This is a genomic window from Paraburkholderia monticola, from assembly GCF_001580545.1.
In the GTDB taxonomy this organism is placed as follows: Bacteria; Pseudomonadota; Gammaproteobacteria; order Burkholderiales; family Burkholderiaceae; genus Paraburkholderia; species Paraburkholderia monticola.
Genome location: NZ_LRBG01000003.1, coordinates 229,160 through 253,324, shown reverse-complemented (window position 1 = coordinate 253,324; position 24,165 = coordinate 229,160). Strand labels below are relative to the sequence as shown.

Sequence of the window (24,165 nt, the reverse complement as noted above, 5' to 3'; positions counted from 1 at the left end):
CGACTCTCGCCCCTGACGCTCACGAAACAAGGAACCGACATGCAACCTCACATCAATCTGCCCGGACCGTACATGCCGCACGCGGGTCTGATCGCCGCGTTCGAAGCCTGTCCGTTGATCGCGATCCTGCGCGGCGTCACGCCCGCCGACGCGGCCGATCACGGTCAGGCCCTGTACGAAGCGGGCTTTCGCATCGTCGAGGTGCCGCTCAATTCGCCGCAGCCGTTCGACAGCATCGCGGCGATCCGCAAGGTGCTGCCGGCCGACGCGATCGTCGGCGCGGGCACGGTGCTGCATCCGCAGTTCGTCGACGACGTGAAGGCGGCAGGCGGCGAGCTCGTCGTGATGCCGCATAGCGATCCGGAAGTCGTCAGGGCCGCGAAGGCGAGTGGCCTCGCCTGCGCGCCGGGCGTCGCGACGCCGAACGAAGCGTTCATCGCGCTGAAGAACGGCGCGGACGTGCTGAAGATGTTCCCCGCCGAGCAGCTCGGCTGCCAGGTCGTCAAGGCATGGCGTGCGGTGATCGCCGCGCAGGTGCCGCTGGTGCCGGTCGGCGGCATCACGCCGGACAACATGGGGCCGTTTCTCAGCGCCGGCGCGAACGGCTTCGGGCTCGGCTCGGCGCTGTACAAGCCGGGACAGAGCGCCGCGGTGACCGCCTCGCACGCGAAGGCGTTCATCAACGGTCTGCGGATCGCTCGCGCGGGCGTGAAGAAATGAACCGGCTCGCCGGCAAAGCCGCTCTCGTGACCGGCGCCGGGCGCGGTATCGGCGCGGCGATCGCGCTCGCGTTCGCCCGCGAGGGCGCGGCCGTCGTGCTGGCGGAACTCGATCTCGACATGGCGCAGCGCACGGCCGCGCAGATCGAAGCCCAGACCGGCGCGCGTGCGCTCGCGGTGCAGACCGACGTGACGCAGGCGGCGTCGGTGCAGCACGCGGTCAGCGAAGGCGAAAGCGCGTTCGGCGCGCTCGACATCCTCGTCAACAACGCGGGCATCAACGTGTTCTGCGATCCGCTGACGATGACCGACGCCGACTGGCGGCGCTGCTTCGCGGTCGATCTCGACGGCGTGTGGAACGGCTGCCGCGCGGTGTTGCCGGGCATGGTCGAACGCGGCGCGGGCAGCATCGTGAACATCGCGTCGACGCACGCCTTCAAGATCATTCCGGGCTGCTTTCCGTACCCGGTGGCAAAGCACGGCGTGATCGGCCTCACGCGCGCGCTCGGGATCGAGTACGCGCCGCGCAACGTGCGGGTGAACGCGATCGCGCCGGGCTACATCGAGACGCAATTGACGCACGACTGGTGGAACGAGCAGCCCGATCCGGCCGCCGCGAAGCAGGCGACGCTCGATCTGCAACCGATGAAGCGCATCGGCCGCCCGGAGGAGGTGGCGATGACCGCGGTGTTCCTCGCATCGGACGAGGCGCCGTTCATCAACGCGAGCTGCATCACCGTCGATGGCGGGCGCTCGGCGCTGTATCACGACTGAGCTCGCATCGCGAACAGACACGAGCAACAACATGCACCGAACACCGGACGACGCGCTGGCCGCGTGTGTCAGACCGGTACAAGAAGACGCGGCCGATACCTTCTCGTTATCAATTAGTCAGGAGACACGCATCATGAAACGAAGAATTTTCCTCACGCTGGCAGCGGCGGCGACGGGTGTGCTCTTCAACGCGCCGGTCGTACAGGCTGCCGATACGGTCAAGATCGGCTTTCTCGTGAAACAGCCGGAAGAGCCGTGGTTCCAGGACGAATGGAAGTTCGCGGAGATTGCCGCCAAGGAGAAGGGCTTCACGCTGGTGAAGATCGGTGCGCCGTCGGGCGAGAAGGTGATGAGCGCAATCGATAACCTCGCCGCCCAGAAGGCTCAGGGCTTCGTGATCTGCACGCCCGACGTCAAGCTCGGGCCGGGCATCGTCGCGAAGGCGAAGGCCGACGGCCTGAAGATGATGACGGTCGACGACCGCCTCGTCGACGGTGCGGGCAAGCCGATCGAGTCGGTGCCGCATATGGGCATCTCGGCGTACAACATCGGCAAGCAGGTCGGTGACGGCCTGGCGGCTGAAATCAAGAAACGCGGCTGGGACATGAAGGACGTCGGCGCGATCGACGTGACCTACGAGCAGCTGCCGACCGCGCATGACCGCACCACCGGCGCAACCGACGCGCTGGTCGCCGCGGGCTTTCCGAAAGCGAACGTGATCGCCGCGCCGCAAGCGAAGACCGACACGGAAAACGCGTTCAATGCCGCCAACATCGCGCTGACCAAGAACCCGCAGTTCAAGCACTGGGTCGCTTACGCGCTGAACGACGAAGGTGTGCTCGGCGCGGTGCGCGCGGCGGAAGGCCGCGGCTTCAAGGCCGACAACATGATCGGTATCGGTATCGGCGGGGCGGACTCGGCTTTGAACGAGTTCAAGAAGCCGCAGCCGACTGGCTTCTACGGCACCGTGATCATCAGCCCGAAGCGCCACGGCGAAGAAACCTCGGACCTGATGTACGTGTGGATCACGCAAGGCAAGGAGCCGCCGCTGCTGACGCTGACGAGCGGCATGCTGGCGACGCGCGACAACGTCGCCGAAGTGCGCGAGAAGATGGGCCTCGCGTCGAAGTAAGCGCGGGTCTTGCGGTGACATGAAGTACACCGCCGGCGCGCCGCTTTCTCCGCATCTCGCGGAGGGCGGCGCGCCCAAGGTACATATGAGGCATGAGGAGGCGAAGTGTCAGCGACGCTACGTTTTGACAATATCGGCAAGGTCTTTCCAGGCGTGCGTGCGCTCGACGGTGTGTCCTTCGACGTCAACGTCGGCCAGGTGCACGGCCTGATGGGCGAAAACGGCGCAGGGAAATCGACGCTGCTGAAAATTCTCGGCGGCGAGTATCAGCCCGATTCGGGCCGCATGATGATCGACGGCAACGAGGTGCGCTTTCCGAGCGCGGCCGCATCGATCGGTGCCGGCATCGCGGTGATTCACCAGGAACTGCAGTACGTGCCCGACCTCACGGTCGCGGAAAATCTGCTGCTCGGTCAGCTGCCCAATTCGCTCGGCTGGGTCAACAAGCGCGAGGCGAAGCGCTTCGTGCGCGAGCGCCTCGAAGCGATGGGCGTCGCGCTCGATCCGAACGCGAAGCTGCGCAAGCTGTCGATCGCGCAGCGGCAGATGGTCGAGATCTGCAAGGCGCTGATGCGCAACGCGCGCGTGATCGCGCTCGACGAGCCGACCAGCTCGCTGTCGCATCGCGAGACCGAGGTGCTGTTCAAGCTGGTGCGCGATCTGCGCGCCGACAACCGCGCGATGATCTACATCTCGCACCGCATGGACGAGATCTACGAGCTGTGCGACGCGTGCACGATCTTCCGCGACGGCCGCAAGGTCGCCTCGCATCCTACGCTCGAAGGCGTGTCGCGCGACACGATCGTCAGCGAGATGGTCGGGCGGGAAATTTCGGACATCTATAGCTATTCGGCGCGGCCGCTCGGCGAAGTGCGCTTCGCGGCGAAAGCGATCGAAGGGCATCCGCTCGCGCAGCCGGCGAGCTTCGAGGTACGGCGCGGCGAGATCGTCGGCTTCTTCGGCCTCGTCGGCGCGGGCCGCAGCGAGCTGATGCATCTGGTGTACGGCGCCGAGCATCGTAAGGGCGGCGAACTGGTGCTCGACGGCAAGCCGATCAAGGTGCGCAGCGCGGGCGAGGCGATTAAACACGGCATCGTGCTGTGCCCCGAGGATCGCAAGGAAGAGGGCATCGTCGCGATGGCGAGCGTCTCGGAGAACATCAATATCAGCTGCCGCCGTCACTTTCTGCGCGCGGGCGTGTTTCTCGATCGCAAGAAGGAGGCGCAGACCGCCGACCGTTTCATCAAGCTGCTGAAGATCAAGACGCCGCATCGCCGGCAGAAGATCCGCTTCCTGTCGGGCGGCAATCAGCAGAAGGCGATTCTGTCGCGCTGGCTCGCCGAGCCCGATCTGAAGGTCGTGATTCTCGACGAACCGACGCGCGGCATCGACGTCGGCGCGAAGCACGAGATCTATAACGTGATCTATCAGCTCGCCGAGCGCGGCTGCGCGATCGTGATGATTTCGTCTGAACTACCTGAAGTGCTCGGCGTGTCCGATCGGATCGTCGTGATGCGCCAGGGCCGCATTTCCGGCGAACTCGCGCGCAAGGACGCGAGCGAGCAGTCGGTGCTGGGCCTCGCGCTGCCGCAAAGCTCGACCGCGCCGCCTGAAAACGCCAATGCGAACGCCGATGCGAACGCGAACGCCGCCAACCAGAGCGGGTCGCGCGCGGCCTGAACCTTATCCGGACGTGAGTCCGCAACCCGTGGGGAACGGGGAGGAGTATTGAACATGCAAGCCAGAGAAAACCTCGCGCAGCAGGCCGCCAAGAGCGCGGCCGACGCGCTGATTCCGCAGACCACGGACAAGGCCAAGTGGTGGCAGCAGATCACCGAGTACAGCCTGATCGTGATCTTCGTCGTGATGTTCGTCACGATGTCGCTGACCGTCGATCATTTCTTCTCGATCGAGAACATGCTCGGCCTCGCGCTGTCGATCTCGCAGATCGGCATGGTCGCGTGCACGATGATGTTCTGCCTCGCGTCGCGCGACTTCGATCTTTCTGTCGGCTCGACCGTCGCGTTCGCCGGCGTGCTGTGCGCGATGGTGCTCAATGCGACGAACAGCACGTTCATCGCGATCGTCGCGGCGGTCGCGGCAGGCGCGGTGATCGGCTTCGTCAACGGCGCGGTGATCGCCTATCTGCGCATCAACGCGCTGATCACGACGCTCGCGACGATGGAAATCGTCCGCGGCCTCGGCTTCATCGTCTCGCATGGGCAGGCGGTCGGCGTGTCGTCGGATACGTTCATCGCGTTGGGCGGCCTGACGTTCTTCGGCGTGTCGCTGCCGATCTGGGTCACGCTGATGTGCTTCATCGTGTTCGGCGTGATGCTGAACCAGACCGTCTACGGCCGCAATACGCTCGCGATCGGCGGCAATCCGGAAGCGTCGCGGCTCGCCGGTATCAACGTGGAGCGCACGCGCGTCTACATCTTCCTGATCCAGGGCGCGGTCACCGCGCTCGCCGGCGTGATTCTCGCCTCGCGGATCACGTCGGGTCAGCCGAACGCCGCCGAAGGCTTCGAGCTGAACGTGATCTCCGCGTGCGTGCTCGGCGGCGTGTCGCTGCTGGGCGGCCGCGCGACGATCTCCGGTGTCGTGATCGGCGTGCTGATCATGGGTACGGTCGAGAACGTGATGAACCTGATGAACATCGACGCGTTCTACCAGTACCTCGTGCGCGGCGCGATCCTGCTCGCGGCCGTGTTGCTCGACCAGTTGAAGAACCGCGGCTCGCGCGATTGATTCACTTTCACCTCATCCCAAGCTCATAAAGGAATCGAACGATGTCGTCTCCTGCCAATGCAAATGCCCGCCTCGCGGATACCGCGTACGCGCGCTATCCGAGCCTCGTCGACCGTACGGTGCTGATCACGGGCGGCGCGACCGGCATCGGCGCATCGTTCGTCGAGCACTTCGCGGCGCAGGGCGCGCGCGTCGCGTTCTTCGATATCGACGCGAGCGCGGGCGAAGCGCTCGCCGACCAGCTCGGTGATTCGAAGCACAAGCCGCTGTTTCTGCGCTGCGATCTGACCGACGTCGACGCACTGCAAAAAGCGATCGCCGACGTGAAGGCGGCGCTCGGTCCGATCCAGGTGCTCGTCAACAACGCGGCGAACGATAAACGCCACCAGATCGGCGAGGTGACGCGCGAGTCGTTCGACGCGGGCATCGCGGTCAACATCCGCCATCAGTTCTTCGCGGCGCAGGCCGTGATGGAGGACATGAAGGCCGCGCGCAGCGGCTCGATCATCAATCTCGGCTCGATCAGCTGGATGCTGAAGAACGGCGGCTATCCGGTGTACGTGATGTCGAAATCGGCGGTGCAGGGTCTCACGCGCGGCCTCGCGCGCGATCTCGGCCACTTCGATATCCGCGTCAACACGCTGGTGCCGGGCTGGGTGATGACCGAGAAGCAGCTGCGCCTGTGGCTCGACGACAACGGCCGCCGCCAGATCAAGGAAGGCCAGTGCATCGACGCCGAGCTGATGCCGGCCGACCTCGCGCGCATGGCGCTGTTCCTGGCGGCCGACGACAGCCGCATGATCACGGCGCAGGACATCATCGTCGACGGAGGCTGGGCGTGAAGACCGACCCGCGCGTGCAACGGGCGACGCTGCTGCTCGACGCGCAGTGCGAGCTGGGCGAAGGCGCGACCTGGTGCGCGCAGAGCGGCCGCTTCTACTGGACCGACATCGAAGGCGCGCGGCTGTGGCGCTACGATCCGGCCGACGGCAGCAGCGATTCGTTCGACATGCCCGAGCGGCTCGCCACCTTCGCGCTGTGCGCGAACCCGCGCTATCTGTTGGCCGGTCTCGCTTCGCATCTGGCGTTTTTCGATCTGGAGACCGGCAGCACGCGGCGCATCGTCGACGTCGAGCCGGGACTCGGGACGCGCGTGAACGATGGCCGTTGCGATCGGCAAGGCCGTTTCGTGTTCGGCACCAAGGATGAAAGCGGGCAACTGCGGGCGGTCGGCGGCTTTTATCGGCTCAATCACGATCTGTCGCTCGAACGCTTGCCCTTGCCAGCGCCGGCGATTTCGAACAGCATCGCGTTCAGTCCCGACGGCGCGACGATGTACTACTGCGATTCGCCGACCCGTGAAATCCGCGCCTGCGACTATCGCGCGGACGGCCGTGTCGCGAACGATCGCGTGTTCACTCGCCTGACCGACGCGAACGGCATCCCCGACGGCTCGACCGTCGATAGCGTCGGTGGCCTCTGGAACGCGCAGTGGGGCGGCGCGCGCGTGGTGCGCTACGGCGCCGATGGCGTGGAAACCGAGCGCGTCGACGTGCCGACCACGCAGCCGAGCTGCGTCGCGTTCGGCGGTGCCGCTCTGGGCGAGGCCCCGGCCAGCGCGACGCTCGACACGCTCTATATCACGAGCGCGTACGCCGAGCTCGACGCGACCGCGCGCGCAGCCGATACGCTCGCGGGCGGCGTGTTCGTCGCGACGCTTGCGCGCCACGGTGTGCCCGAACCCCTGTTCCAGGGCGCGCCCATCTAGCGCAGAATGACGCAGCCCGGTCGCGCGCCGGGGCTGCGGTCCTGAAGGTGAAGCAGAAGTCGATGTAGCAGTTTCGGTCCGCGAGCGACGCGCCCGCGACCGGCCGGCAACGAATCGGCAGCATGCAGTTCGGACTCGAGGCGACTTCGTCACATAAAAATCGCCCGCAACACCCGTCAGCACTGACGGCAATGTCCCACGCCTCTCGATGGAGCCAGATATGACTGTTGCGAATCTCGTTTCAGCCTCATCCACCACATCCCAAACCCGACGCTCGCGACTCGCCGCGGCGGCCAACCCGGTGCTGGCGGGACCGAGCACGTCGGCGGTGGCGGTCGGCGAAAGCAGCGCCGGCGATATCGCGTGTATCACGCTCGCCAACGCGCAGCTGCGCCTCGACGTCGCGCCGACGCTCGGCGGCGGCGTGACCCGCTTCGACTGGCGCAACGACGGTGCGCTGACGCCGATTTTCCGGCGCTGCCGCCACGTTGGCGCGGACACGCAACCGAACCAGCTCGCCTGCTATCCGCTGTTGCCGTACTCGAACCGTATCGGCGGCGGCCATTTCAGCGTGGCCGGACGGCGCGTCGAGGTGCCGCGCAACCGCGCCGACGAACCGCTGCCGATCCACGGCGACGGCTGGCTCGCGCAATGGCAGGTGCTCGAAGCGGACCGCGAACACGTGCGGCTCGCGCTCGATCGCAGCGACGGCAAGCCGTACGCGTTTCGCGCGACGCAAACCTACACGCTCGACGGCGCGACGCTCGTCGTCGCGCTCGAGATCGAAAACGCCGGACGGGAGACGCTACCTTTCGGGCTCGGCGTGCATCCGTTTTTCGTGCGCGACGCGGACACCGAGCTGTCGGCAGCGGCCGGCGGCCTGTGGCTCTCGGGCGACGACTGGCTGCCGGTGCGCCACGTGCCGGCGCCGCCTGCGTGGCAGTTCGGCGTCGCGTACCCGCTGCCGGAGTCGATCGTCAATCACGCGTTCACCGGCTGGAGCGGCCAGGCGGCGGTGGTGTGGCCGAAGCGCCGGCTGTCGCTGAACATCGCTGCCGACACCGACTACTACGTGCTGTACACACCGCCCGGCGAAGACTTCTTCTGCTTCGAGCCGGTCGACCATCCGATCAACGCGATGAACCTCGCCGGCGGCGCAAGCGAAAACGGCATGACGCTGCTCAAGCGCGGCGAGCGCCTGACGCGCACGTTCCGCTTTACGGTCGAGCGTACCGGGCTGCGCTCGATGCCGGGCGGGCGCGGCTCGCGGCGCAAGCAATAGCGATCTCGGTCGCCGCCTGCCGGAGAGGGACGGGCGCGGCTGCCGCCAATGAGGCGGGTCCGCGCGAGGGCCGCTCTGGACGGTCGGCGCTCGCGGGACAGGTAAAATACGCGCCTTCCCCGATCACCAGCTCGCCGCGAGACACACCATGTCCAACTTCATCCAGACACTCAACGACGCCTGGCAGCGCACGAACTCGCTGCTGTGCGTTGGCCTCGATCCCGAGCCCAGCAAATTCCCGGGCGCGCTCGCGGGCCGAGCCGACGCAATCTTCGAGTTTTGCCGCACGATCGTCGATGCGACCGCGCCCTACGCGTCGTCGTTCAAGCCGCAGATCGCCTACTTCGCCGCGCATCGCGCGGAGGACCAGCTCGAGCAGCTGATCGCCCACATTCACGCGAACCATCCGGGCCTGCCGGTGATTCTCGACGCGAAGCGCGGCGATATCGGCAGCACGGCCGAGCAATACGCGCGCGAGGCGTTCGAGCGCTACCAGGCCGACGCGGTGACGGTCAATCCGTACATGGGTTTCGATTCGATCGAGCCGTATCTCGAGCACGCAGGCAAGGGCGTGATCGTGCTGTGCCGCACGTCGAACGCGGGCGGTTCGGACCTGCAATTCCTCGAGACGGGCGGGCGGCCGCTGTATCAGGTCGTCGCGCAACTGGCCGCGCAGAAGTGGAACGCGAGCGGCCAGCTCGGGCTCGTGGTCGGCGCGACGTTCCCGAAAGAGATTGAAGTCGTGCGAGGCATCGTCGGCGATATGCCGCTGCTGATTCCGGGCATCGGCGCGCAAGGGGGCGACGTGCAAGCCACCGTGAGCGCGGGCCGGACCGCGAACGGTACCGGCATGCTGATCAACTCGTCGCGCGCGATCATCTACGCGGGCAAGGGCGACGATTTCGCGCAAGCAGCCGCGCAGGCCGCGAAAGACACACGCGATCGGATCAACGCGTTTCGTTGAATCGACGGGCGGCGCGGCGCGTCAATCCGCCGGTCCGAGTCGCCCGATCAACCCCGCATGCCGCGGATGCCGTGTTTTCAGCGTGTCGACATCCGCGAGCTCGAACTCGCTGAATTCGAAACCCGGCGCGACCGTGCAGCCGACCAGCGCGAACGAGGCCGGATCGGCGCACTCGGCTGCGAACCAAAGCCCCGCCTTCACGACGGCCTGACAGACCGTGTCGGGATGCGTCAGCGGATTGCCTAGCCGGTGCGTGATCAGCGCGCCGCTGGCATCGCTCTCGTCCAGCACGTGGACCAGCAGCGGCTCGCCGGCGTAGAAATGCCATACCTCGTCGGAGCGAATCCGATGCCACGCCGAGTGCGCGCCGTCGCACAGCAGGTAATAGATCGCGGTCGACGCCGCGCGCGTGTCGTCGGCCTTGCCCGGCTCGCCGGCGCGCAGCACGCGCGCGCTCGCTCGGTAGGTCTCGGCGAAAAAACCACCTTCTGGATGTGGCTGCAGAGCAAAGCGGCGGATCAGTTCGTCGGCGATCGCACGTGAATCCGGCATAGTCCGCCTCTTGGGTAATGGTCAGGCGCGGCTCAATGCTCGCGCTCGTCGAGCAGCGCCAGCACGCCGCGCAGCGCGTGCGCCGCGGCCTGCACGCGGATCTGCTCGCGGTCGCCCTTGAAAATCTTCGTTTCCACCGACGTATGCAGCCGGTTGCTCCAGCCGAACGACACCATGCCGACCGGCTTGGTTTCCGTGCCGCCGCCGGGGCCGGCGACGCCGGTGATCGCCACCGAGACCTGCGCGCGGCTGTTGCGCAGCGCGCCTTCGGCCATCGCGCGCGCGACCGGCTCGCTGACCGCGCCATGCTTTTCGATCAGGTCGGCCGGCACGCCGATCATTTCGCTTTTCGCCTGGTTCGAATACGTGACGAAGCCGCGCTCGAACCAGCCGCTGCTGCCGGAGATGTCGGTGATCGCGGTCGCGACCATGCCACCCGTACAGGACTCGGCGGTCACGAGCATCAGGCGCTCGTCGCGCAGACGGTTGCTCACGCGGATCGCAAGCTGATGAACGACGGAATCGGTAGGCATGGCGTCAGTCAATCCGGAAAACGAAGCCGGCCGTGAGGCGCGGCGAACGGCAAGGGCCGGGCGGCGGCTAAAAGAGTCGAACGTCAGTCAAACCGTGCTCAGGCGGCGCTCAAACCGACATGCGCCACAGGGCGATCACGAGCAACGTAAAGAATGCGGCGACCAGGTCGTCGAACATGATGCCGAAGCCGCCTTTCAGCCGACGGTCGAAGTAGCCGATGGGCGGCGGCTTCACCATGTCGAAGAAGCGGAAGACGATGAACGCCCACACCTGGCCGGTGAGCGTAGCAGGCGTAACCATCAGCAGCACGAGCCAGAACGCGATGATTTCGTCCCACACGACCGCCGACGGATCCTCTACGCCTAGCCGCTTCGCGGTGAAGCCGCATAGCGCCATGCCGCCGAGAAAGCCGGCGACGATCAGGACGCCCCACTCGATGACCGTCAGATAGCGGCTGAGCACCACGAACGAGGCCCACGCGAACAGCGTGCCCGCCGTGCCGGGCGCGACCGGTGACAGGCCGCTGCCGAACCCGAGCGAGAGGAAATGGAACGGATGCGACAGCATGAAGCGTGCGGTGGCGCGGCGCGGCGCACTGGGCTTCGGTGCGCGCGGTCCGGGCGCCTGAGGCGGCTTGTCGCCGATGAAGTCCTCGGCCGGGCCGAGCGAGGGGTCATTCTGCATGAAAGTGATCGAAACCTTGCAACGTCACGGTGAGCGGCGCGCCGGCGGCGTTGCGCCAGACGATGGCCGGGCGGTCAGTGGCCGCATCCATGGCGCGTATTGTACCGATGCGGGTGACGGGCACGGACGCCTTATGCGCGGCGGCCTCGACCGCGGCGCGCGCGGCGGTGGGCGCGGTGAAGCACAGCTCGTAATCATCGCCGCCCGCAAGCGTGCAGCGCTGCTGGACGTCGGACGCGAGTCGGCGCAGCGCGGCCGAGCGCGGCACCGCATCGACGTCGACGCTCGCGCATACCGACGAGCGCTCGAGGATGTGCAGCAGATCGCCGGCGAGTCCGTCCGACACATCGAGCGCCGCGTGCGCGATGCCGCGCAGCGCGAGGCCGAGCGCGATGCGCGGCTCGGGGCGTTCGAGCGCGTGGCGGAATAGCGCGGCGTCACTCGCGTTCGCGGTCCATTCGCCGCGCTGCACGCCGAGGCCGGCGCGCGCGTCGCCGAGTGTGCCGGAGATCCAGATGTCGTCGCCGGGTAGCGCGGCATCGCGGCGCAAGGCCGTTCGTGGCGGCACGCTGCCGAACACCGTGATGCACAGATTGAGCGGGCCGCCCGTCGTATCGCCGCCGATCAGCTCGCAACCATAACGATCGGCCAGCGTGAACAGGCCTTCGCTGAAGCCGGCAAGCCACGCTTCGTCGGCCTTCGGCAGCGAAAATGCCAGCGTGAACGCCTGCGGCTGCGCGCCCATCGCGGCGAGGTCCGACAGATTGACGGCGAGTGCCTTGTGACCGAGCGCTTCGGGATTGATATCGGCGAAGAAGTGACGGCCTTCGACCAGCATGTCCGTCGATATCGCCAGCATCTCGCCTGAGCGTGGCGCGAGCAACGCACAATCGTCGCCGATACCGAGCGTGTCGCTCCCGGCAATGGACGGACGAGCGGTGGCGGCGCGGCGAGCGAAGAAGCGGTCGATCAGCGAAAACTCGGAAAGCATGATGGCGGACGATGAGCGAAAAAAGAGGCGTGAAATAGCACGGATCACTGGCATTGCGCGCGGTATGTCGTAGCGCGCGTCGGACCACGCGCGCCACGGACAACACCTGGCGCAATGCGCTTTCACGCTGTTTCAGTCGCGGCTGTTGTACCCGTATTGAAGGAATTGCGTAGGCAATTGGGGCTACAATGCCGTCGAACGTCTATTCTAATCTGCACTTCGAAGCCCGCCTTATGTCGAATCCCGTCAATACCAAACTCCGCGAAGCCGCTCTCGATTACCACGAGTTCCCGACTCCCGGCAAAATCGCGATCGCCCCGACCAAGCAGATGATCAACCAGCGCGACCTCGCGCTGGCTTATTCGCCGGGTGTCGCGTTCGCGTGCGAGGAAATCGTCGAGAACCCGCTGAACGCCGCGCGCTTCACCGCGCGCAGCAACCTCGTCGGCGTCGTCACGAACGGCACCGCGGTGCTCGGTCTCGGCAACATCGGACCTCTCGCGTCGAAGCCGGTCATGGAAGGCAAGGCCGTCCTGTTCAAGAAGTTCGCCGGCATCGACGTGTTCGATATCGAGATCAACGAGACCGATCCGCACAAGCTGGTCGACGTGATCGCCGCGCTCGAGCCGACCTTCGGCGGCATCAACCTCGAAGACATCAAGGCGCCGGATTGCTTCATCGTCGAACGCGAATGCCGCAAGCGCATGAAGATTCCGGTTTTCCACGACGACCAGCACGGCACCGCGATCGTCGTCGCGGCGGCGGTCACCAACGGCCTGAAGGTCGTCGGCAAGGACATCAAGGAAGTCAAGCTGGTCGCCTCCGGCGCGGGCGCCGCGGCGCTGGCGTGCCTGGATCTGCTCGTCGATATCGGCCTGCCGCTCGAGAACATCACCGTGACCGACCTCGCGGGCGTGGTCTACAAGGGCCGCACCGAGCTGATGGACCCGGACAAGGAGCGTTTCGCGCGTGAAACCGACGCACGTTCGCTCGCCGAGGTGGTCGCAGGCGCGGATATTTTCCTCGGCCTGTCGGCCGGCGGCGTGCTCAAGCAGGACATGGTCAAGCAGATGGCCGCCAAGCCGCTGATCCTCGCACTCGCGAATCCGACGCCGGAAATCCTGCCGGAACTCGCGCTCGAAGTGCGCCCGGACGCGGTGTTGTGCACGGGCCGCACCGACTATCCGAACCAGGTGAACAACGTGCTCGTGTTCCCGTTCCTGTTCCGCGGCGCGCTCGACGCCGGTGCGACGACGGTCACGCGCGAAATGGAAATCGCCGCGGTCAACGCGATTGCCGAGCTGGCGCGCCAGGAGCAGAGCGACATCGTCGCGACTGCGTACGGCATCCAGGATCTGTCGTTCGGACCGGAATACCTGATTCCGAAGCCCTTCGATCCGCGTCTGATCGTCAAGGTCGCGCCCGCGGTGGCGAAGGCCGCGATGGAGTGCGGCGTCGCCCAGCGTCCGATCGAGGACATGGAAGCGTATAGCCAGCATCTGCAGCAGTTCGTCTACCACAGCGGCACGACGATGAAGCCGATCTTCCAGCTGGCGCGCGGCGTCGAGCCGGAAAAGAAGCGCATCGTGTTCGCGGAAGGCGAAGAAGAACGCGTGCTGCGCGCGATGCAGATCATCGTCGACGAAAAGCTCGCCAAGCCGATCCTGATTGGCCGGCCGGCCGTGATCGAGCAGCGGATCGCGCGTTATGGCCTGCGGCTCGTCGCAGGGCAGGACTACACGGTCGTCAACACCGATCATGACGAACGTTACCGCGAGTTCTGGCAGGAATACGCGAAGATGATGTCGCGCAAGGGCATCACCACGCAGATGGCAAAGCTCGAAATGCGCCGCCGCACCACGCTGATCGGCGCGATGATGGTCAAGAAGGGCGAGGCGGACGGCATGATCTGCGGCACGGTCAGCACGACGCACCGCCATTTGCACTTCATCGACCAGGTGATCGGCAAGAAGGAAGGCGCGAAAGTCTACGCGGCGATGAATGCGCTGGTGCTGCCGAATCGCCAGATTTTCCTGGTCGATACGCACGTGAACGTCGATCCGACGCCGGAGCAACTGGCGGAGATCACGATCATGGCCGCCGAGGAAGTGCGCCGTTTCGGTATCGAGCCGAAGGTCGCGCTCGTGTCGCATTCGAACTTCGGTTCGAGCAACGCGCCGACCGCGCAGAAGATGCGCGATACGCTCGAACTGCTGCGCGAACGCGCGCCGGATCTGCAAGTTGACGGCGAAATGCATGGCGATGTCGCGCTCGACGCCAACCTGCGCCGCGAGGTGCTGCCCGATTCGACGCTCGAAGGCGACGCGAACCTGCTGGTGCTGCCGAACATCGATGCGGCGAACATCTCGTACAACCTGCTGAAGACGGCGGCCGGCAACAACATCGCGATTGGCCCGATGCTGCTCGGCGCGGCCAAACCGGTGCACGTGCTGACGCCTTCGGCGACGGTGCGCCGCATCGTCAACATGACGGCACTGCTGGTTGCGGACGTGATCGCAACCCGTTAAGCCCCGCGTCGCCACCGGGCCGCGCCAGGCCCGGCGCCGGTTCTCCCACCGGTGCGCCGTGAAAAAAAAGGCGTGCCCGCAATGGGCACGCCTTCAGGGCAAGCTGGGGACCGCCACCCCGAAAAATGGCAATGACCTAGCCTTTCGGCTAAGCAATTCCAGGCTCTAACAACCGTTATCGAACGCCTCGACGAGCGGCCCTTGCACCGCCTGCGCGCTGCGTTCGATCACGATTGAGCTCAGTTTAGCCTGAGCAGGCTAAACATTCTGTCAAATGTCGTCAAAGTCGCGGCCGACGGCTTTTCCGTGGGGTCGGATCGGGTGCCGCAGGCCGTCGAACGTTGATTCCAAAGGCTATTAGCGATACCCTTACGACTTTCATGGTCGTCAAACTCGTGATCTGACAGCGGGGAAACCTGATACATGGCACGCAACGGGTTGCGCATCAAAGGCGTGCTGATCGGTGCTGCCGCGCTCTGCGCACTGTCTGGTTTCGCGCCCGAAGCGCTGGCGCGAGACTACTCGGCGCCGGCTGCGGCGGAAGGGCAGGTGGGCACCGTCGCACTCGCGCAATTGCCGCGCGAGGCGGTCAACACGTTGAACCTCATTGCCGCCGGCGGACCTTACCCGTATCAGAAGGACGGCATCGTATTCGGTAACTACGAACGGGTGCTGCCCGCCCATCGGCGCGGCTATTACCACGAGTACACCGTCCCCACGCCTCACGCGCGCAATCGCGGGGCGCGCCGCATCGTCTGCGGAGGTCCGCCACAGCGAACCGACAATTGTTATTACTCGGACGACCACTACACCAGTTTTAATCGTATTGTTGAATGACATCGGGATGAACGGCATGAGCGACAACATCTACGCGCACGATTCGGGAGTCGCGACGGATCTTTTCGCGGCCGGCGACGGCAATTTGTTCCAACGCGTCATGAAGATGCGGGCCGCCGAGCAGGGTCGCGACAATCAAAGTGAGGCGGGCACGGTGGTTTCATCGAACGAGGAGCCCATGAGCCTTTTCAGGACGGTGCGGCCGAATATCGTGCAGTCGATCCGTGCGTTCCGCGTGCAGGATCTCGCCGACGAAGCCAACCAGCTTGGCCAGCACTTTCTGTATGCGCACTGCGCGAACGCCGCCTCGAAGCAGGAGGTGCTCGAGACGATCGCGACTTCGTTCCTGTTTCCCAAGCATTTCGGCAAGAACTACGACGCGCTGTACGACTGCCTAACCGACCTCGTGCATAAAGCCGGCGCGCAGCCCGGTTTCGTGATCGTGCTCGAACATCTGCCAATTGCGCAGAAATTCGACAAGGAAGGGCGCGAGACGCTGCTCGATGTGTTCCGCGAAGCGGCCGAATTCTGGGCCGAGCGCAAAGTCGCGTTCCGGGTGTTCTACTCGTTCGCTTGAGGTTCGGAGGAATTTCGCCCGTTGGGGCGAAGTTGCCGGGATCCGGCAGCGAACGTCGCGGTAAAGACGGCAAAGGCCCGCCAATTTAGCGGGCCTTTGCTTTTGGGCGTTGGCTCGCCAAACCGCTGCTTACCAACCGCCCCAGCGCGCTGCGAGCGCCGCCAGCACCGCGATTCCCGCGGTCTCCGTGCGCAGCACGCGCGGCCCCAGGCCCACGGCGGTAAAACCTTGCTCGCCGGCTGCGGACTCCTCGTCGGCGGAAAGGCCGCCTTCGGGGCCGATCAGCAGCGTGACGTGGCCTTGCGGGGGCGCGTCGGGTAGCGCCGCAAAGCTGATGCTGGCGCGCGGCGACAGCAGCAGGCGCAGCTCACCGGGCGCCGGCTCGCGCGATAGCGTATCGAGCCACGCGCCGAATTCCTGCACCGCCATCACCTGCGGCAGACGATTACGCCCGCACTGTTCGCACGAGGCCCGCACCACACCCTGCCAGTGCTGCTGCCGCCGCAGCGCGCGCTCGCCGCTGAGCCGCACGACACTGCGCGCGGCCGCAAGCGGCACGAAGCCCGAGGCGCCGAGTTCGACGGCCTTCTCGATCAGCCAGTCCATTTTGTCGCCGCCGGCGATGCCTTGCGCGAGCGTGAGCCGATACGGCGGCTCGACCTCGAGCGCGCGAAATTCGCGAATCTTCACGCGAGCCGAGCGGCGCTCGACCTCAACGAGCTCGGCGCCGTATTCGCCGCCCTCGCCGTTGAACAGCACGAGCGGATCGCCAGGCTGCAGACGCAGCACGGCCACGTGGCGCACGACGTCGTCGGGCAGCGCGATCGAGTCGTCGGGGTAAAGCGGCGTATCGACAAAAAAACGGGGCATCGACGGAAGACTCTTGAATTCAGGAAAGGTGGCGGGCGAGCGCCCAGCGATAGCCATCGATATCCTCGACCTGCGCGAAGCGGTCACCCCAGAACTGGTCCTGCGGCTCGCTCAGCGACTTCGCGCCGGCCGCGAGCGCGCGAGCATACACGGCATCGACGTCCTCGACATAGACGTAGAACGATTGCGGCGCGATCGTGCCCGCGCTTTTCGGTGTCTGCGCGGTCGAGCCGAATGCGCCTTCGGGCGCGAACATCACGATCAGTTGGCCTTGATAGGTCATCTCGACGTGCATGACGACGCCGTCGTCCTGCACGCTGTCGCGCACTTCGAAGCCGAAAGCCGCCGTAAAGAACGCCGTCGACGCGCGCGCGTCGCGCACCGTCAGATAGGGGGTCAGCCAGGGCACACCGGCGGGGCGGGGGGCGGTCATGGAGTTCTCCGGATCTCGTGGGTCAGCGAGGTCACTGTTTCGGGTTTCGGTCGGGCGCGGCATGCCGGGATCGCTCGAATCGATTCGAGCAAGAAGGCGGCCACGCTTCAAATGGATGGCTTCGTCAACGGACTCAGTTTATCGCGCACCGATCGCGCTGCCGAGAATAGCCCCGCGTGCAGGGCTGGTTCGTAGTGACGCAGCGAAGCGATGCCGCGCGCGGCCATGCGTTGCGCGAGCGCGTCGGTGGTCAGCGCGGCGGGGTCGAGTGTGTCGCTTGCGATTGCCATCATCCATAGCGAGCCGTAGAGCGGCACGAAGGTGCTCAGCGTGCGCACCTGCGCGAACGCGGCGCGCAGATCGCGAAGCAGCGCGGCGATGCGCGGCGCGTGGAAGTACGGCGAGCCGAGATGCAGCGACAGCAACGCGTCCGCGCGCAGCACGCGCTTTAACTGCGCGTAGAAGGCCGGCGTGTACAGGCCGGCCGCCGGCGAATCGGGCGGCGTCAGGTCGAACACGACAAGATCGAACTGCGCGGTCGGGAGGTTCGTTGCACCGTGCATCGCATGAGCCGCCGACGCGACATAATCCGCCGCGTCGCCGATCACGAGCTCGACGCGCGGATCGTCGAACGCTCCACCATGTACGTCCGGCAAATGCGTGCGCGTGAGCCGCACGACCTCGGCATCGAGCTCCGCCACGACGATCCGCTCGATGCCCGGATGTCTGAGCAACTGCCTCGCGGCCCCGCCATCGCCGCCGCCGAGCACCAGCGCCGCGCGCGGCGCCGGGTGCGCGAGCGCGGCCGGATGCACCATGCATTCGTGATAGATGAACTCGTCGCCGGCGGACGTCATCGGACGGCCGTCGAGCGTGAACAGCGTGCCGAGCTGCGGCGTGTCCCAGATCTCGATCGTCTGATAGCGCGACTCGACACGCTCGACGAGGCGCGCGTGAGGAAAGCCATAGACGGCGTCGGGGCATGGATGGAACAACAGAGGAGCGTTCACGGCGGACGGGCTCGATCGGCAACGTGGGGCAATCAGCTGCTCGAATTGTAAATGCCGCGACATGGCGGCGCGTGCGTTGAACCTAACGGCCAGGCGGCTTTCGGGCCGGATACGGGTTAACCTTCTGCTAGAATGTCATGCTTTCAGCCTTGTCCGCTTGCTCTGCCCGTTTCGCGTCTCCTGGCGCCGCATCGTGCGCCGTAGCGAACTGGTCGCCGAGCTTCCGGGCATCAAGCGCGCCCCCGCTTTCTGACTCTGTCTCCGGACTCGACATGACGACCCCGTCTCCCGCACCCACTTCCCTGATGGCTAACGCGATCCGCGCGCTGGCCATGGACGCCGTTCAAAAGGCGAACTCCGGCCACCCCGGCATGCCGATGGGCATGGCCGAAATCGGCGTCGCCTTGTGGTCGCGCCATCTGCGCCATAACCCGAAGAACCCGCACTGGGCGGATCGCGACCGTTTCGTCCTGTCGAACGGTCATGGCTCGATGCTGCTGTACTCGCTGCTGCATCTGACCGGCTACGATCTGCCGATGGAAGAGCTGAAGAACTTCCGCCAGCTCCATTCGAAGACGCCGGGTCACCCGGAATACGGCATCACGCCGGGCGTCGAGACGACCACGGGCCCGCTCGGCCAGGGTCTCGCGAACGCGGTCGGCATGGCGCTCGCCGAGTCGTTGCTCGCTACGGAATTCAACAAGCCTGACGCGAAGATCGTCGACCACCACACCTACGTGTTCGTCGGCGACGGCTGCCTGATGGAAGGCATTTCGCACGAAGCCTGCTCGCTCGCGGGCGTGCTGAAGCTGAACAAGCTGATCGCGTTCTACGACGACAACGGCATCTCGATCGACGGCGAAGTGGTGCACTGGTTCCACGACGACACGCCGAAGCGCTTCGAAGCGTACGGCTGGAACGTGATCCCGAACGTGGTCGGCCACGACGTCGACGCAGTGGACGCGGCGATCAAGCAGGCCAAGCAGTCGGACAAGCCGACGCTGATCTGCTGCAAGACCGTGATCGGCGAAGGCGCGCCGACCAAGGCAGGCTCGCACGATTCGCACGGCGCGCCGCTTGGCGACAAGGAAATCGCGGCAACCCGCGAGGCGATCGGCTGGAAGTGGGAGCCGTTCGTGATTCCGCAGGAAGTCTACACAGCGTGGGATGCGAAGGAAGCGGGCGCGCGCTTCGAAGCGGACTGGGACAAGGCGTTCGCGGCCTACGCGGCGAAGTACCCGCAGGAAGCTGCCGAGTTCAAGCGCCGCAGCGCGAAGCAACTGCCGGCCGACTGGAAGGACAAGGCGCGCGCAATCATCGCCGGTGCCAACGAGCGCGCCGAAACCGTCGCGACGCGTAAGGCGTCGCAGCAGGCCATCGAAGGCCTGTCGGCTGTGCTGCCCGAGCTGCTCGGCGGCTCCGCCGACCTGACCGGCTCGAACCTGACCAACTGGAAGGCCGCCAAGCCGGTGCGCGTGAATGCCGAAGGCCGTGCCGCCGGCAACTACGTGAACTACGGCGTGCGCGAATTCGGCATGAGCGCCGCGATCAACGGCCTCGCGCTGCATGGCGGCTTCAAGGCATTCGGCGGCACCTTCCTGACGTTCTCGGACTACAGCCGCAACGCACTGCGCGTCGCCGCGCTGATGAAGTCGCCGTCGATCTTCGTGTTCACGCACGACTCGATCGGTCTCGGCGAAGACGGCCCGACCCACCAGTCGATCGAGCACGTCGCGAGCCTGCGCCTGATCCCGAACCTGCAAACGTGGCGCCCGGCCGACACGGTCGAAACCGCGGTGGCCTGGACCCATGCGATCGAGCATGAAGGTCCGTCGTGCCTGATCTTCAGCCGCCAGAACCTGCAGTTCAACGAGCGCACCGACGCGCAGATCGCCAACGTCGAGAAGGGCGGCTACGTGCTGCGCGACTGGGACGAAGAGATCGTCGCGCGTAAGATCATCCTGATCGCCACCGGCTCGGAAGTCGAACTCGCGATGAAGGCCGTCGAGCCGCTCGCGCGCGAAGGCATCGCGGCACGCGTCGTGTCGATGCCGTCGACGACCGTGTTCGACAAGCAGGACGCCCAGTACCGCGAACGCGTGCTGCCGCACGGCGTGCGCCGCGTCGCGATCGAAGCGGGCGTGTCGGATTTCTGGCGCAAGTACGTGGGTCTGGAAGGCGGCGTGGTCGGCATCGACACGTTCGGCGAATCGGCCCCGGCAGGCGTGCTGTTCAAGCATTTCGGTTTCACCGTCGAGCACGTGGTGGCGACGGCCAAGGCCGCGCTCGGCTGAACGGTGCATCGCGTTGCCGTCGCGCTGATCGAGGCTGCGCGGCAACGCACGGAAGCGCATGCCCGACCAGGCGAACATAAACGGATTTTTTAGCCATCAGGAGATAAATCATGACGATTCGCGTCGCAATCAACGGCTACGGCCGGATCGGCCGCAATACCCTGCGCGCCTTCTATGAAAACGGCAAGAAGCACGATATCGAAATCGTCGCCATCAACGATCTGGGCGATGCGAAGACCAACGCTCACCTGACGCAGTACGACACCGCGCACGGCAAGTTCCCGGGTGAAGTGTCGGTGGACGGCGACTACCTCGTCGTGAACGGCGACAAGATCCGCGTGCTGGCGAACCGCAACCCGGCCGAACTGCCGTGGGGCGAGCTGGGCGTCGACGTCGTGATGGAGTGCACGGGCTTTTTCACGACCAAGGAAAAGGCGAGCGCGCACATCAAGGGCGGCGCGAAGAAGGTCATCATCTCGGCGCCGGGCGGTAAGGACGTCGACGCAACGGTCGTCTACGGCGTGAACCACAACGTGCTGAAGGCATCGGACACAGTCATCTCGAACGCATCGTGCACGACCAACTGCCTCGCGCCGCTGGTCAAGCCGCTGAACGACAAGATCGGTCTCGTGAACGGCCTGATGACGACGATCCACGCGTACACGAACGACCAGGTGCTGACCGACGTGTACCACGAAGACCTGCGCCGCGCGCGTTCGGCCACGCACAGCCAGATCCCGACCAAGACCGGCGCTGCGTCGGCGGTCGGCCTCGTGCTGCCGGAACTGAACGGCAAGCTGGACGGCTACGCGATCCGCGTCCCGACGATCAACGTGTCGGTCGTCGACCTGTCGTTCATCGCCGCGCGCGACACGACGGTCGCGGAAGTCAACGCGATCATGAAGGAAGCGTCGGAAGGCGCGCTGAAGGGCATCCTCGGCTACAACGACGCACCGCTCGTGTCGATCGACTTCAACCACAACCCGGCTTCGTCGACCTTCGACGCGACGCTGACCAAGGTGTCGGGCCGTCTCGTGAAGGTGTCGAGCTGGTACGACAACGAGTGGGGCTTCTCGAACCGCATGCTGGACACGGCTGTGGCGCTCGCGAACGCGAAGTAAGTTTCGGGTTTCACGCTGCATGAAAAAGCCGCTCTTCGGAGCGGCTTTTTTTTCGTCTGCGGTTTTTACCGCCTACGGCGTCGGGAAATAGACGCCGGCGCGTTGCGCGGCGTTGGCGATGTGCGTCTCGATCGCCTTGCCCGCGGCGAGCGAATCGCGGGCCTTCAATGCGTCGAGAATCGCGCGATGCTCGGTGTAGGTGGATAGCACCCGCTCGCGCCGGTAAAACGGCATGCGTTGGCTTTCCTTCATGATTTCGGCGCTGCTGCGCAGGATCGACTCGATCGCCGCATTGCCCGCGATGCTGACGATGCGCATATGGAACGCATAATCGAGCCGCGCCGCTTCGTCGAGTTCATCGCAGGCGAGCGCGCTTTGCATGGCGGTGATGTTTTCTTCGAGCCACGCGAGATCGTCGTCGCTGACCGCGAGCACCGCCATGCGGGCAACGAAGCCTTCGAGCGCGTAGCGCATCTGATAGGTGTCGGGCAGCGACGACTGCTCGGCGAAACGCCACGCCTGCGCGTTCTTCGCCTGCGCGCTTTCCACGTACACGCCCTTGCCGGGGCGGATCACCAGCAAGCCGAGCGCTTCGAGCGTGGAGAGCGCCTCTCGCAGCGACGCGCGACTGATCGACAATTCATCGGACAGTTGGCGCTGCGCCGGCAATAGACTACCGACCGGATAGACCCCCGCTTCGATGCGCTCGCGGATGGTGGCGATGGCCGCGTCGGTGACGGTATGCGGGACGTTTTTCATGACATGCAGGCGCTCGGTAGCGTGGTCTGACCGCAATTCTAATACGGGCTCGAAGAGGGCGTATCGCACGCCACGCGAAATCCCCAATCCGACCCGAAATCGCCGAAAAAACAACGGGTAAACACTGTTCGATCAATCCTTGACGGGAGTATATCGACTTCCTACTATTGGCCATAACAGTACTGGTCGGACCAGTCTGAACAGAAGTGACCGAGACAACCATCCGTAGGAGGAAGCCGTGTTGAAATTCTTCAATTCGCTATTTGGCCGGGTCGTGATAGCGCTCGTGGTCGGCGTCGTGCTCGGTGCCGTATTTCCGCATTTCGCGCAGTCGCTGCGGCCGCTCGGCGATGGCTTTCTGAAGCTGATCAAGATGGTGATCGGACCGATCGTGTTCTGCGTCGTGGTGAGCGGCATGGCGCACGCGGGCGATCTGCGCAAGGTCGGCCGCGTCGGTCTGAAGTCCGTGGTCTACTTCGAGGCGATGACGACGGTCGCGCTCGTGATCGGTGCGCTGCTCGCCTACGCGACGCGTCCCGGCGCCGGCATGAACGTGAACCTCAATTCGCTCGATGCTGGGTCGCTCGCGACCTACACCGAGCATGCGAAAAGCCTGAAAGACACCGCGGGCTTCCTGCTGAAGATCATCCCCGACACCGCGATCAATGCATTCGCGACCGGCGACATCCTGCAGATCCTCGTGTTCTCGGTGCTGTTCGGCTCCGCGTTGTCGTTGCTCGGCAAGCGCGCGCAGCGCGTGAGCGGGCTGATCGATGAACTGTCGCAGGTGTTCTTCCGTGTGATGGGTTTCATCATCAAGCTCGCGCCGCTCGGCGTGCTCGGCGCGATCGCGTTCACGACCGGCACCTACGGCGTCGAGTCGCTGAAACAGCTCGGCATGCTCGTGCTGGTCTTCTACGCGAGCTGCGTCGTGTTCGTCGTGCTCGTGCTCGGCGCGGTGATGCGACTCGCCGGCTTCAGCATCTTCAAGCTGATCCGCTATCTGCGCGAGGAACTGTCGATCGTGCTCGGCACCGCATCGTCCGATGCCGTGCTGCCGCAGATCATGCGCAAGCTCGAATGGATGGGCATCAAGGATTCGACGGTCGGCCTCGTGATTCCGACCGGCTACTCGTTCAACCTCGACGGCTTTTCGATCTATCTGACGCTCGCGGTCATCTTCATTGCGCAGGCCACCAACACGCCGCTGTCGATTCACGACCTGATCGTCGTGGTGCTGGTATCGCTGGTGACGTCGAAGGGCGCGCACGGCATTCCGGGCTCGGCGATCGTGATTCTCGCGGCGACGCTCTCCGCCATTCCCGCGATCCCGGTGCTCGGCCTCGTGCTGATCCTGCCGGTCGACTGGTTCGTCGGCATCGCCCGCGCGCTCACCAATCTGATCGGCAACTGCGTCGCGACCGTGGTGGTCGCGGTGTGGGAAAACGACATCGACAAGGCGCGCGCGCATCGCGTGCTCAATCGTGACGCCGCGCTGCGCTTCGTGCCCGCGGTCGACGACACACTCGTCGAGCCGGGCGCGGGGGAGCACGCCCCCGCAGTCTGATGCCGATACGTTAATTCT

23 protein-coding genes are annotated in these 24,165 nt (G+C 65.4%); 15 read left to right on the top strand and 8 right to left on the bottom strand.

Annotated features, from left to right (window positions below; translation table 11 throughout):
- Positions 1-39: 39 nt before the first annotated feature.
- The 9 genes from CI15_RS04555 (at position 40) to pyrF (ending at position 9,390) form a co-directional block, all read left to right on the top strand.
- Positions 40-720 carry a 2-dehydro-3-deoxy-6-phosphogalactonate aldolase gene (locus CI15_RS04555; protein ID WP_062124730.1) on the top strand — a complete coding sequence of 227 codons (681 nt, stop codon included), beginning with the start codon at positions 40-42 and terminating at the stop codon, positions 718-720.
- The gene (locus CI15_RS04550) at positions 717-1,493 is read left to right on the top strand and encodes an SDR family oxidoreductase (protein ID WP_062124727.1); all 777 of its coding nucleotides are present in this window, start codon (positions 717-719) and stop codon (positions 1,491-1,493) included. Before CI15_RS04555 ends, CI15_RS04550 begins: the two co-directional genes overlap by 4 nt.
- Before the next feature lie 133 nt (positions 1,494-1,626).
- Positions 1,627-2,625: an arabinose ABC transporter substrate-binding protein gene (locus CI15_RS04545; RefSeq protein ID WP_062124725.1), complete on the top strand. Its 999-nt coding sequence runs from the start codon at positions 1,627-1,629 to the stop codon at positions 2,623-2,625.
- A gap of 105 nt (positions 2,626-2,730) precedes the next feature.
- The gene (gene araG, locus CI15_RS04540) at positions 2,731-4,305 is read left to right on the top strand and encodes an L-arabinose ABC transporter ATP-binding protein AraG (protein WP_062124723.1); all 1,575 of its coding nucleotides are present in this window, start codon (positions 2,731-2,733) and stop codon (positions 4,303-4,305) included.
- A 54-nt stretch (positions 4,306-4,359) separates the two neighbouring features.
- Positions 4,360-5,376, top strand: coding sequence for an L-arabinose ABC transporter permease AraH (gene araH / locus CI15_RS04535; protein WP_062124721.1), 1,017 nt, complete (start codon positions 4,360-4,362; stop codon positions 5,374-5,376).
- 41 nt (positions 5,377-5,417) lie between these two features.
- Positions 5,418-6,218, top strand: coding sequence for an SDR family NAD(P)-dependent oxidoreductase (locus CI15_RS04530; protein ID WP_062124719.1), 801 nt, complete (start codon positions 5,418-5,420; stop codon positions 6,216-6,218).
- The gene (locus CI15_RS04525) at positions 6,215-7,144 is read left to right on the top strand and encodes an SMP-30/gluconolactonase/LRE family protein (protein WP_062124717.1); all 930 of its coding nucleotides are present in this window, start codon (positions 6,215-6,217) and stop codon (positions 7,142-7,144) included. The genes CI15_RS04530 and CI15_RS04525 overlap by 4 nt, the downstream gene beginning before the upstream one ends.
- A 220-nt stretch (positions 7,145-7,364) precedes the next feature.
- On the top strand, positions 7,365-8,426 hold the full coding sequence (locus tag CI15_RS04520) for an aldose 1-epimerase (protein ID WP_062124715.1): 1,062 nt from the start codon (positions 7,365-7,367) through the stop codon (positions 8,424-8,426).
- A 148-nt stretch (positions 8,427-8,574) separates the two neighbouring features.
- Positions 8,575-9,390: an orotidine-5'-phosphate decarboxylase gene (pyrF, locus tag CI15_RS04515; protein WP_062124713.1), complete on the top strand. Its 816-nt coding sequence runs from the start codon at positions 8,575-8,577 to the stop codon at positions 9,388-9,390.
- Between the two features lie 21 nt (positions 9,391-9,411).
- Here the strand turns inward: pyrF and CI15_RS04510 are convergent, their stop codons facing one another.
- From CI15_RS04510 to thiL, 4 genes are all read right to left on the bottom strand, one after another.
- Positions 9,412-9,942, bottom strand: coding sequence for a cupin domain-containing protein (locus tag CI15_RS04510; protein WP_062124711.1), 531 nt, complete (start codon positions 9,940-9,942; stop codon positions 9,412-9,414).
- A gap of 32 nt (positions 9,943-9,974) precedes the next feature.
- A complete protein-coding gene (locus tag CI15_RS04505) occupies positions 9,975-10,475 on the bottom strand; it encodes a CinA family protein (protein WP_062124709.1) in 501 nt (166 codons plus the stop codon).
- Between the two features lie 109 nt (positions 10,476-10,584).
- Complete coding sequence (locus CI15_RS04500) at positions 10,585-11,160, bottom strand: phosphatidylglycerophosphatase A family protein (RefSeq protein ID WP_075643651.1); 576 nt, start codon at positions 11,158-11,160, stop codon at positions 10,585-10,587.
- Entirely contained in the window at positions 11,150-12,151 is a 1,002-nt protein-coding gene (gene thiL, locus CI15_RS04495; RefSeq protein ID WP_062124707.1) for a thiamine-phosphate kinase, read from the bottom strand. The genes CI15_RS04500 and thiL overlap by 11 nt, the downstream gene beginning before the upstream one ends.
- A 188-nt stretch (positions 12,152-12,339) precedes the next feature.
- Between thiL and CI15_RS04490 the strand changes: the two genes are divergently transcribed.
- The 3 genes from CI15_RS04490 (at position 12,340) to CI15_RS04480 (ending at position 16,093) form a co-directional block, all read left to right on the top strand.
- Positions 12,340-14,679, top strand: a complete 2,340-nt coding sequence (locus tag CI15_RS04490) for an NADP-dependent malic enzyme (protein WP_075643650.1) — start codon at positions 12,340-12,342, stop codon at positions 14,677-14,679.
- 423 nt (positions 14,680-15,102) lie between these two features.
- Positions 15,103-15,516 (top strand): ribonuclease, encoded by a 414-nt coding sequence (locus tag CI15_RS04485; protein ID WP_062124705.1) that lies wholly within the window; start codon positions 15,103-15,105, stop codon positions 15,514-15,516.
- A gap of 16 nt (positions 15,517-15,532) precedes the next feature.
- Positions 15,533-16,093: a barstar family protein gene (locus tag CI15_RS04480; RefSeq protein ID WP_062124868.1), complete on the top strand. Its 561-nt coding sequence runs from the start codon at positions 15,533-15,535 to the stop codon at positions 16,091-16,093.
- A gap of 129 nt (positions 16,094-16,222) precedes the next feature.
- Here CI15_RS04480 and CI15_RS04475 read toward each other — a convergent pair whose 3' ends face one another.
- The 3 genes from CI15_RS04475 to speE form a co-directional block, all read right to left on the bottom strand.
- On the bottom strand, positions 16,223-16,963 hold the full coding sequence (locus CI15_RS04475; RefSeq protein WP_062124866.1) for a 16S rRNA (uracil(1498)-N(3))-methyltransferase: 741 nt from the start codon (positions 16,961-16,963) through the stop codon (positions 16,223-16,225).
- Between the two features lie 19 nt (positions 16,964-16,982).
- Positions 16,983-17,396 carry a VOC family protein gene (locus CI15_RS04470; protein WP_062124703.1) on the bottom strand — a complete coding sequence of 138 codons (414 nt, stop codon included), beginning with the start codon at positions 17,394-17,396 and terminating at the stop codon, positions 16,983-16,985.
- 107 nt (positions 17,397-17,503) lie between these two features.
- Positions 17,504-18,406, bottom strand: coding sequence for a polyamine aminopropyltransferase (gene speE / locus CI15_RS04465; protein WP_062124701.1), 903 nt, complete (start codon positions 18,404-18,406; stop codon positions 17,504-17,506).
- Between the two features lie 272 nt (positions 18,407-18,678).
- On the opposite strand from speE, the gene tkt reads away from it, so the two are divergent.
- Positions 18,679-20,700, top strand: a complete 2,022-nt coding sequence (tkt, locus tag CI15_RS04460; protein ID WP_062124699.1) for a transketolase — start codon at positions 18,679-18,681, stop codon at positions 20,698-20,700.
- A 110-nt stretch (positions 20,701-20,810) separates the two neighbouring features.
- Positions 20,811-21,821 (top strand): type I glyceraldehyde-3-phosphate dehydrogenase, encoded by a 1,011-nt coding sequence (gene gap, locus CI15_RS04455; protein WP_062124693.1) that lies wholly within the window; start codon positions 20,811-20,813, stop codon positions 21,819-21,821.
- Between the two features lie 72 nt (positions 21,822-21,893).
- On the opposite strand, the gene CI15_RS04450 is transcribed toward gap, so the two are convergent.
- On the bottom strand, positions 21,894-22,580 hold the full coding sequence (locus CI15_RS04450; RefSeq protein ID WP_062124691.1) for a FadR/GntR family transcriptional regulator: 687 nt from the start codon (positions 22,578-22,580) through the stop codon (positions 21,894-21,896).
- Between the two features lie 238 nt (positions 22,581-22,818).
- On the opposite strand from CI15_RS04450, the gene CI15_RS04445 reads away from it, so the two are divergent.
- Positions 22,819-24,147 carry a C4-dicarboxylate transporter DctA gene (locus CI15_RS04445; protein WP_062124689.1) on the top strand — a complete coding sequence of 443 codons (1,329 nt, stop codon included), beginning with the start codon at positions 22,819-22,821 and terminating at the stop codon, positions 24,145-24,147.
- Positions 24,148-24,165 lie beyond the last annotated feature (18 nt).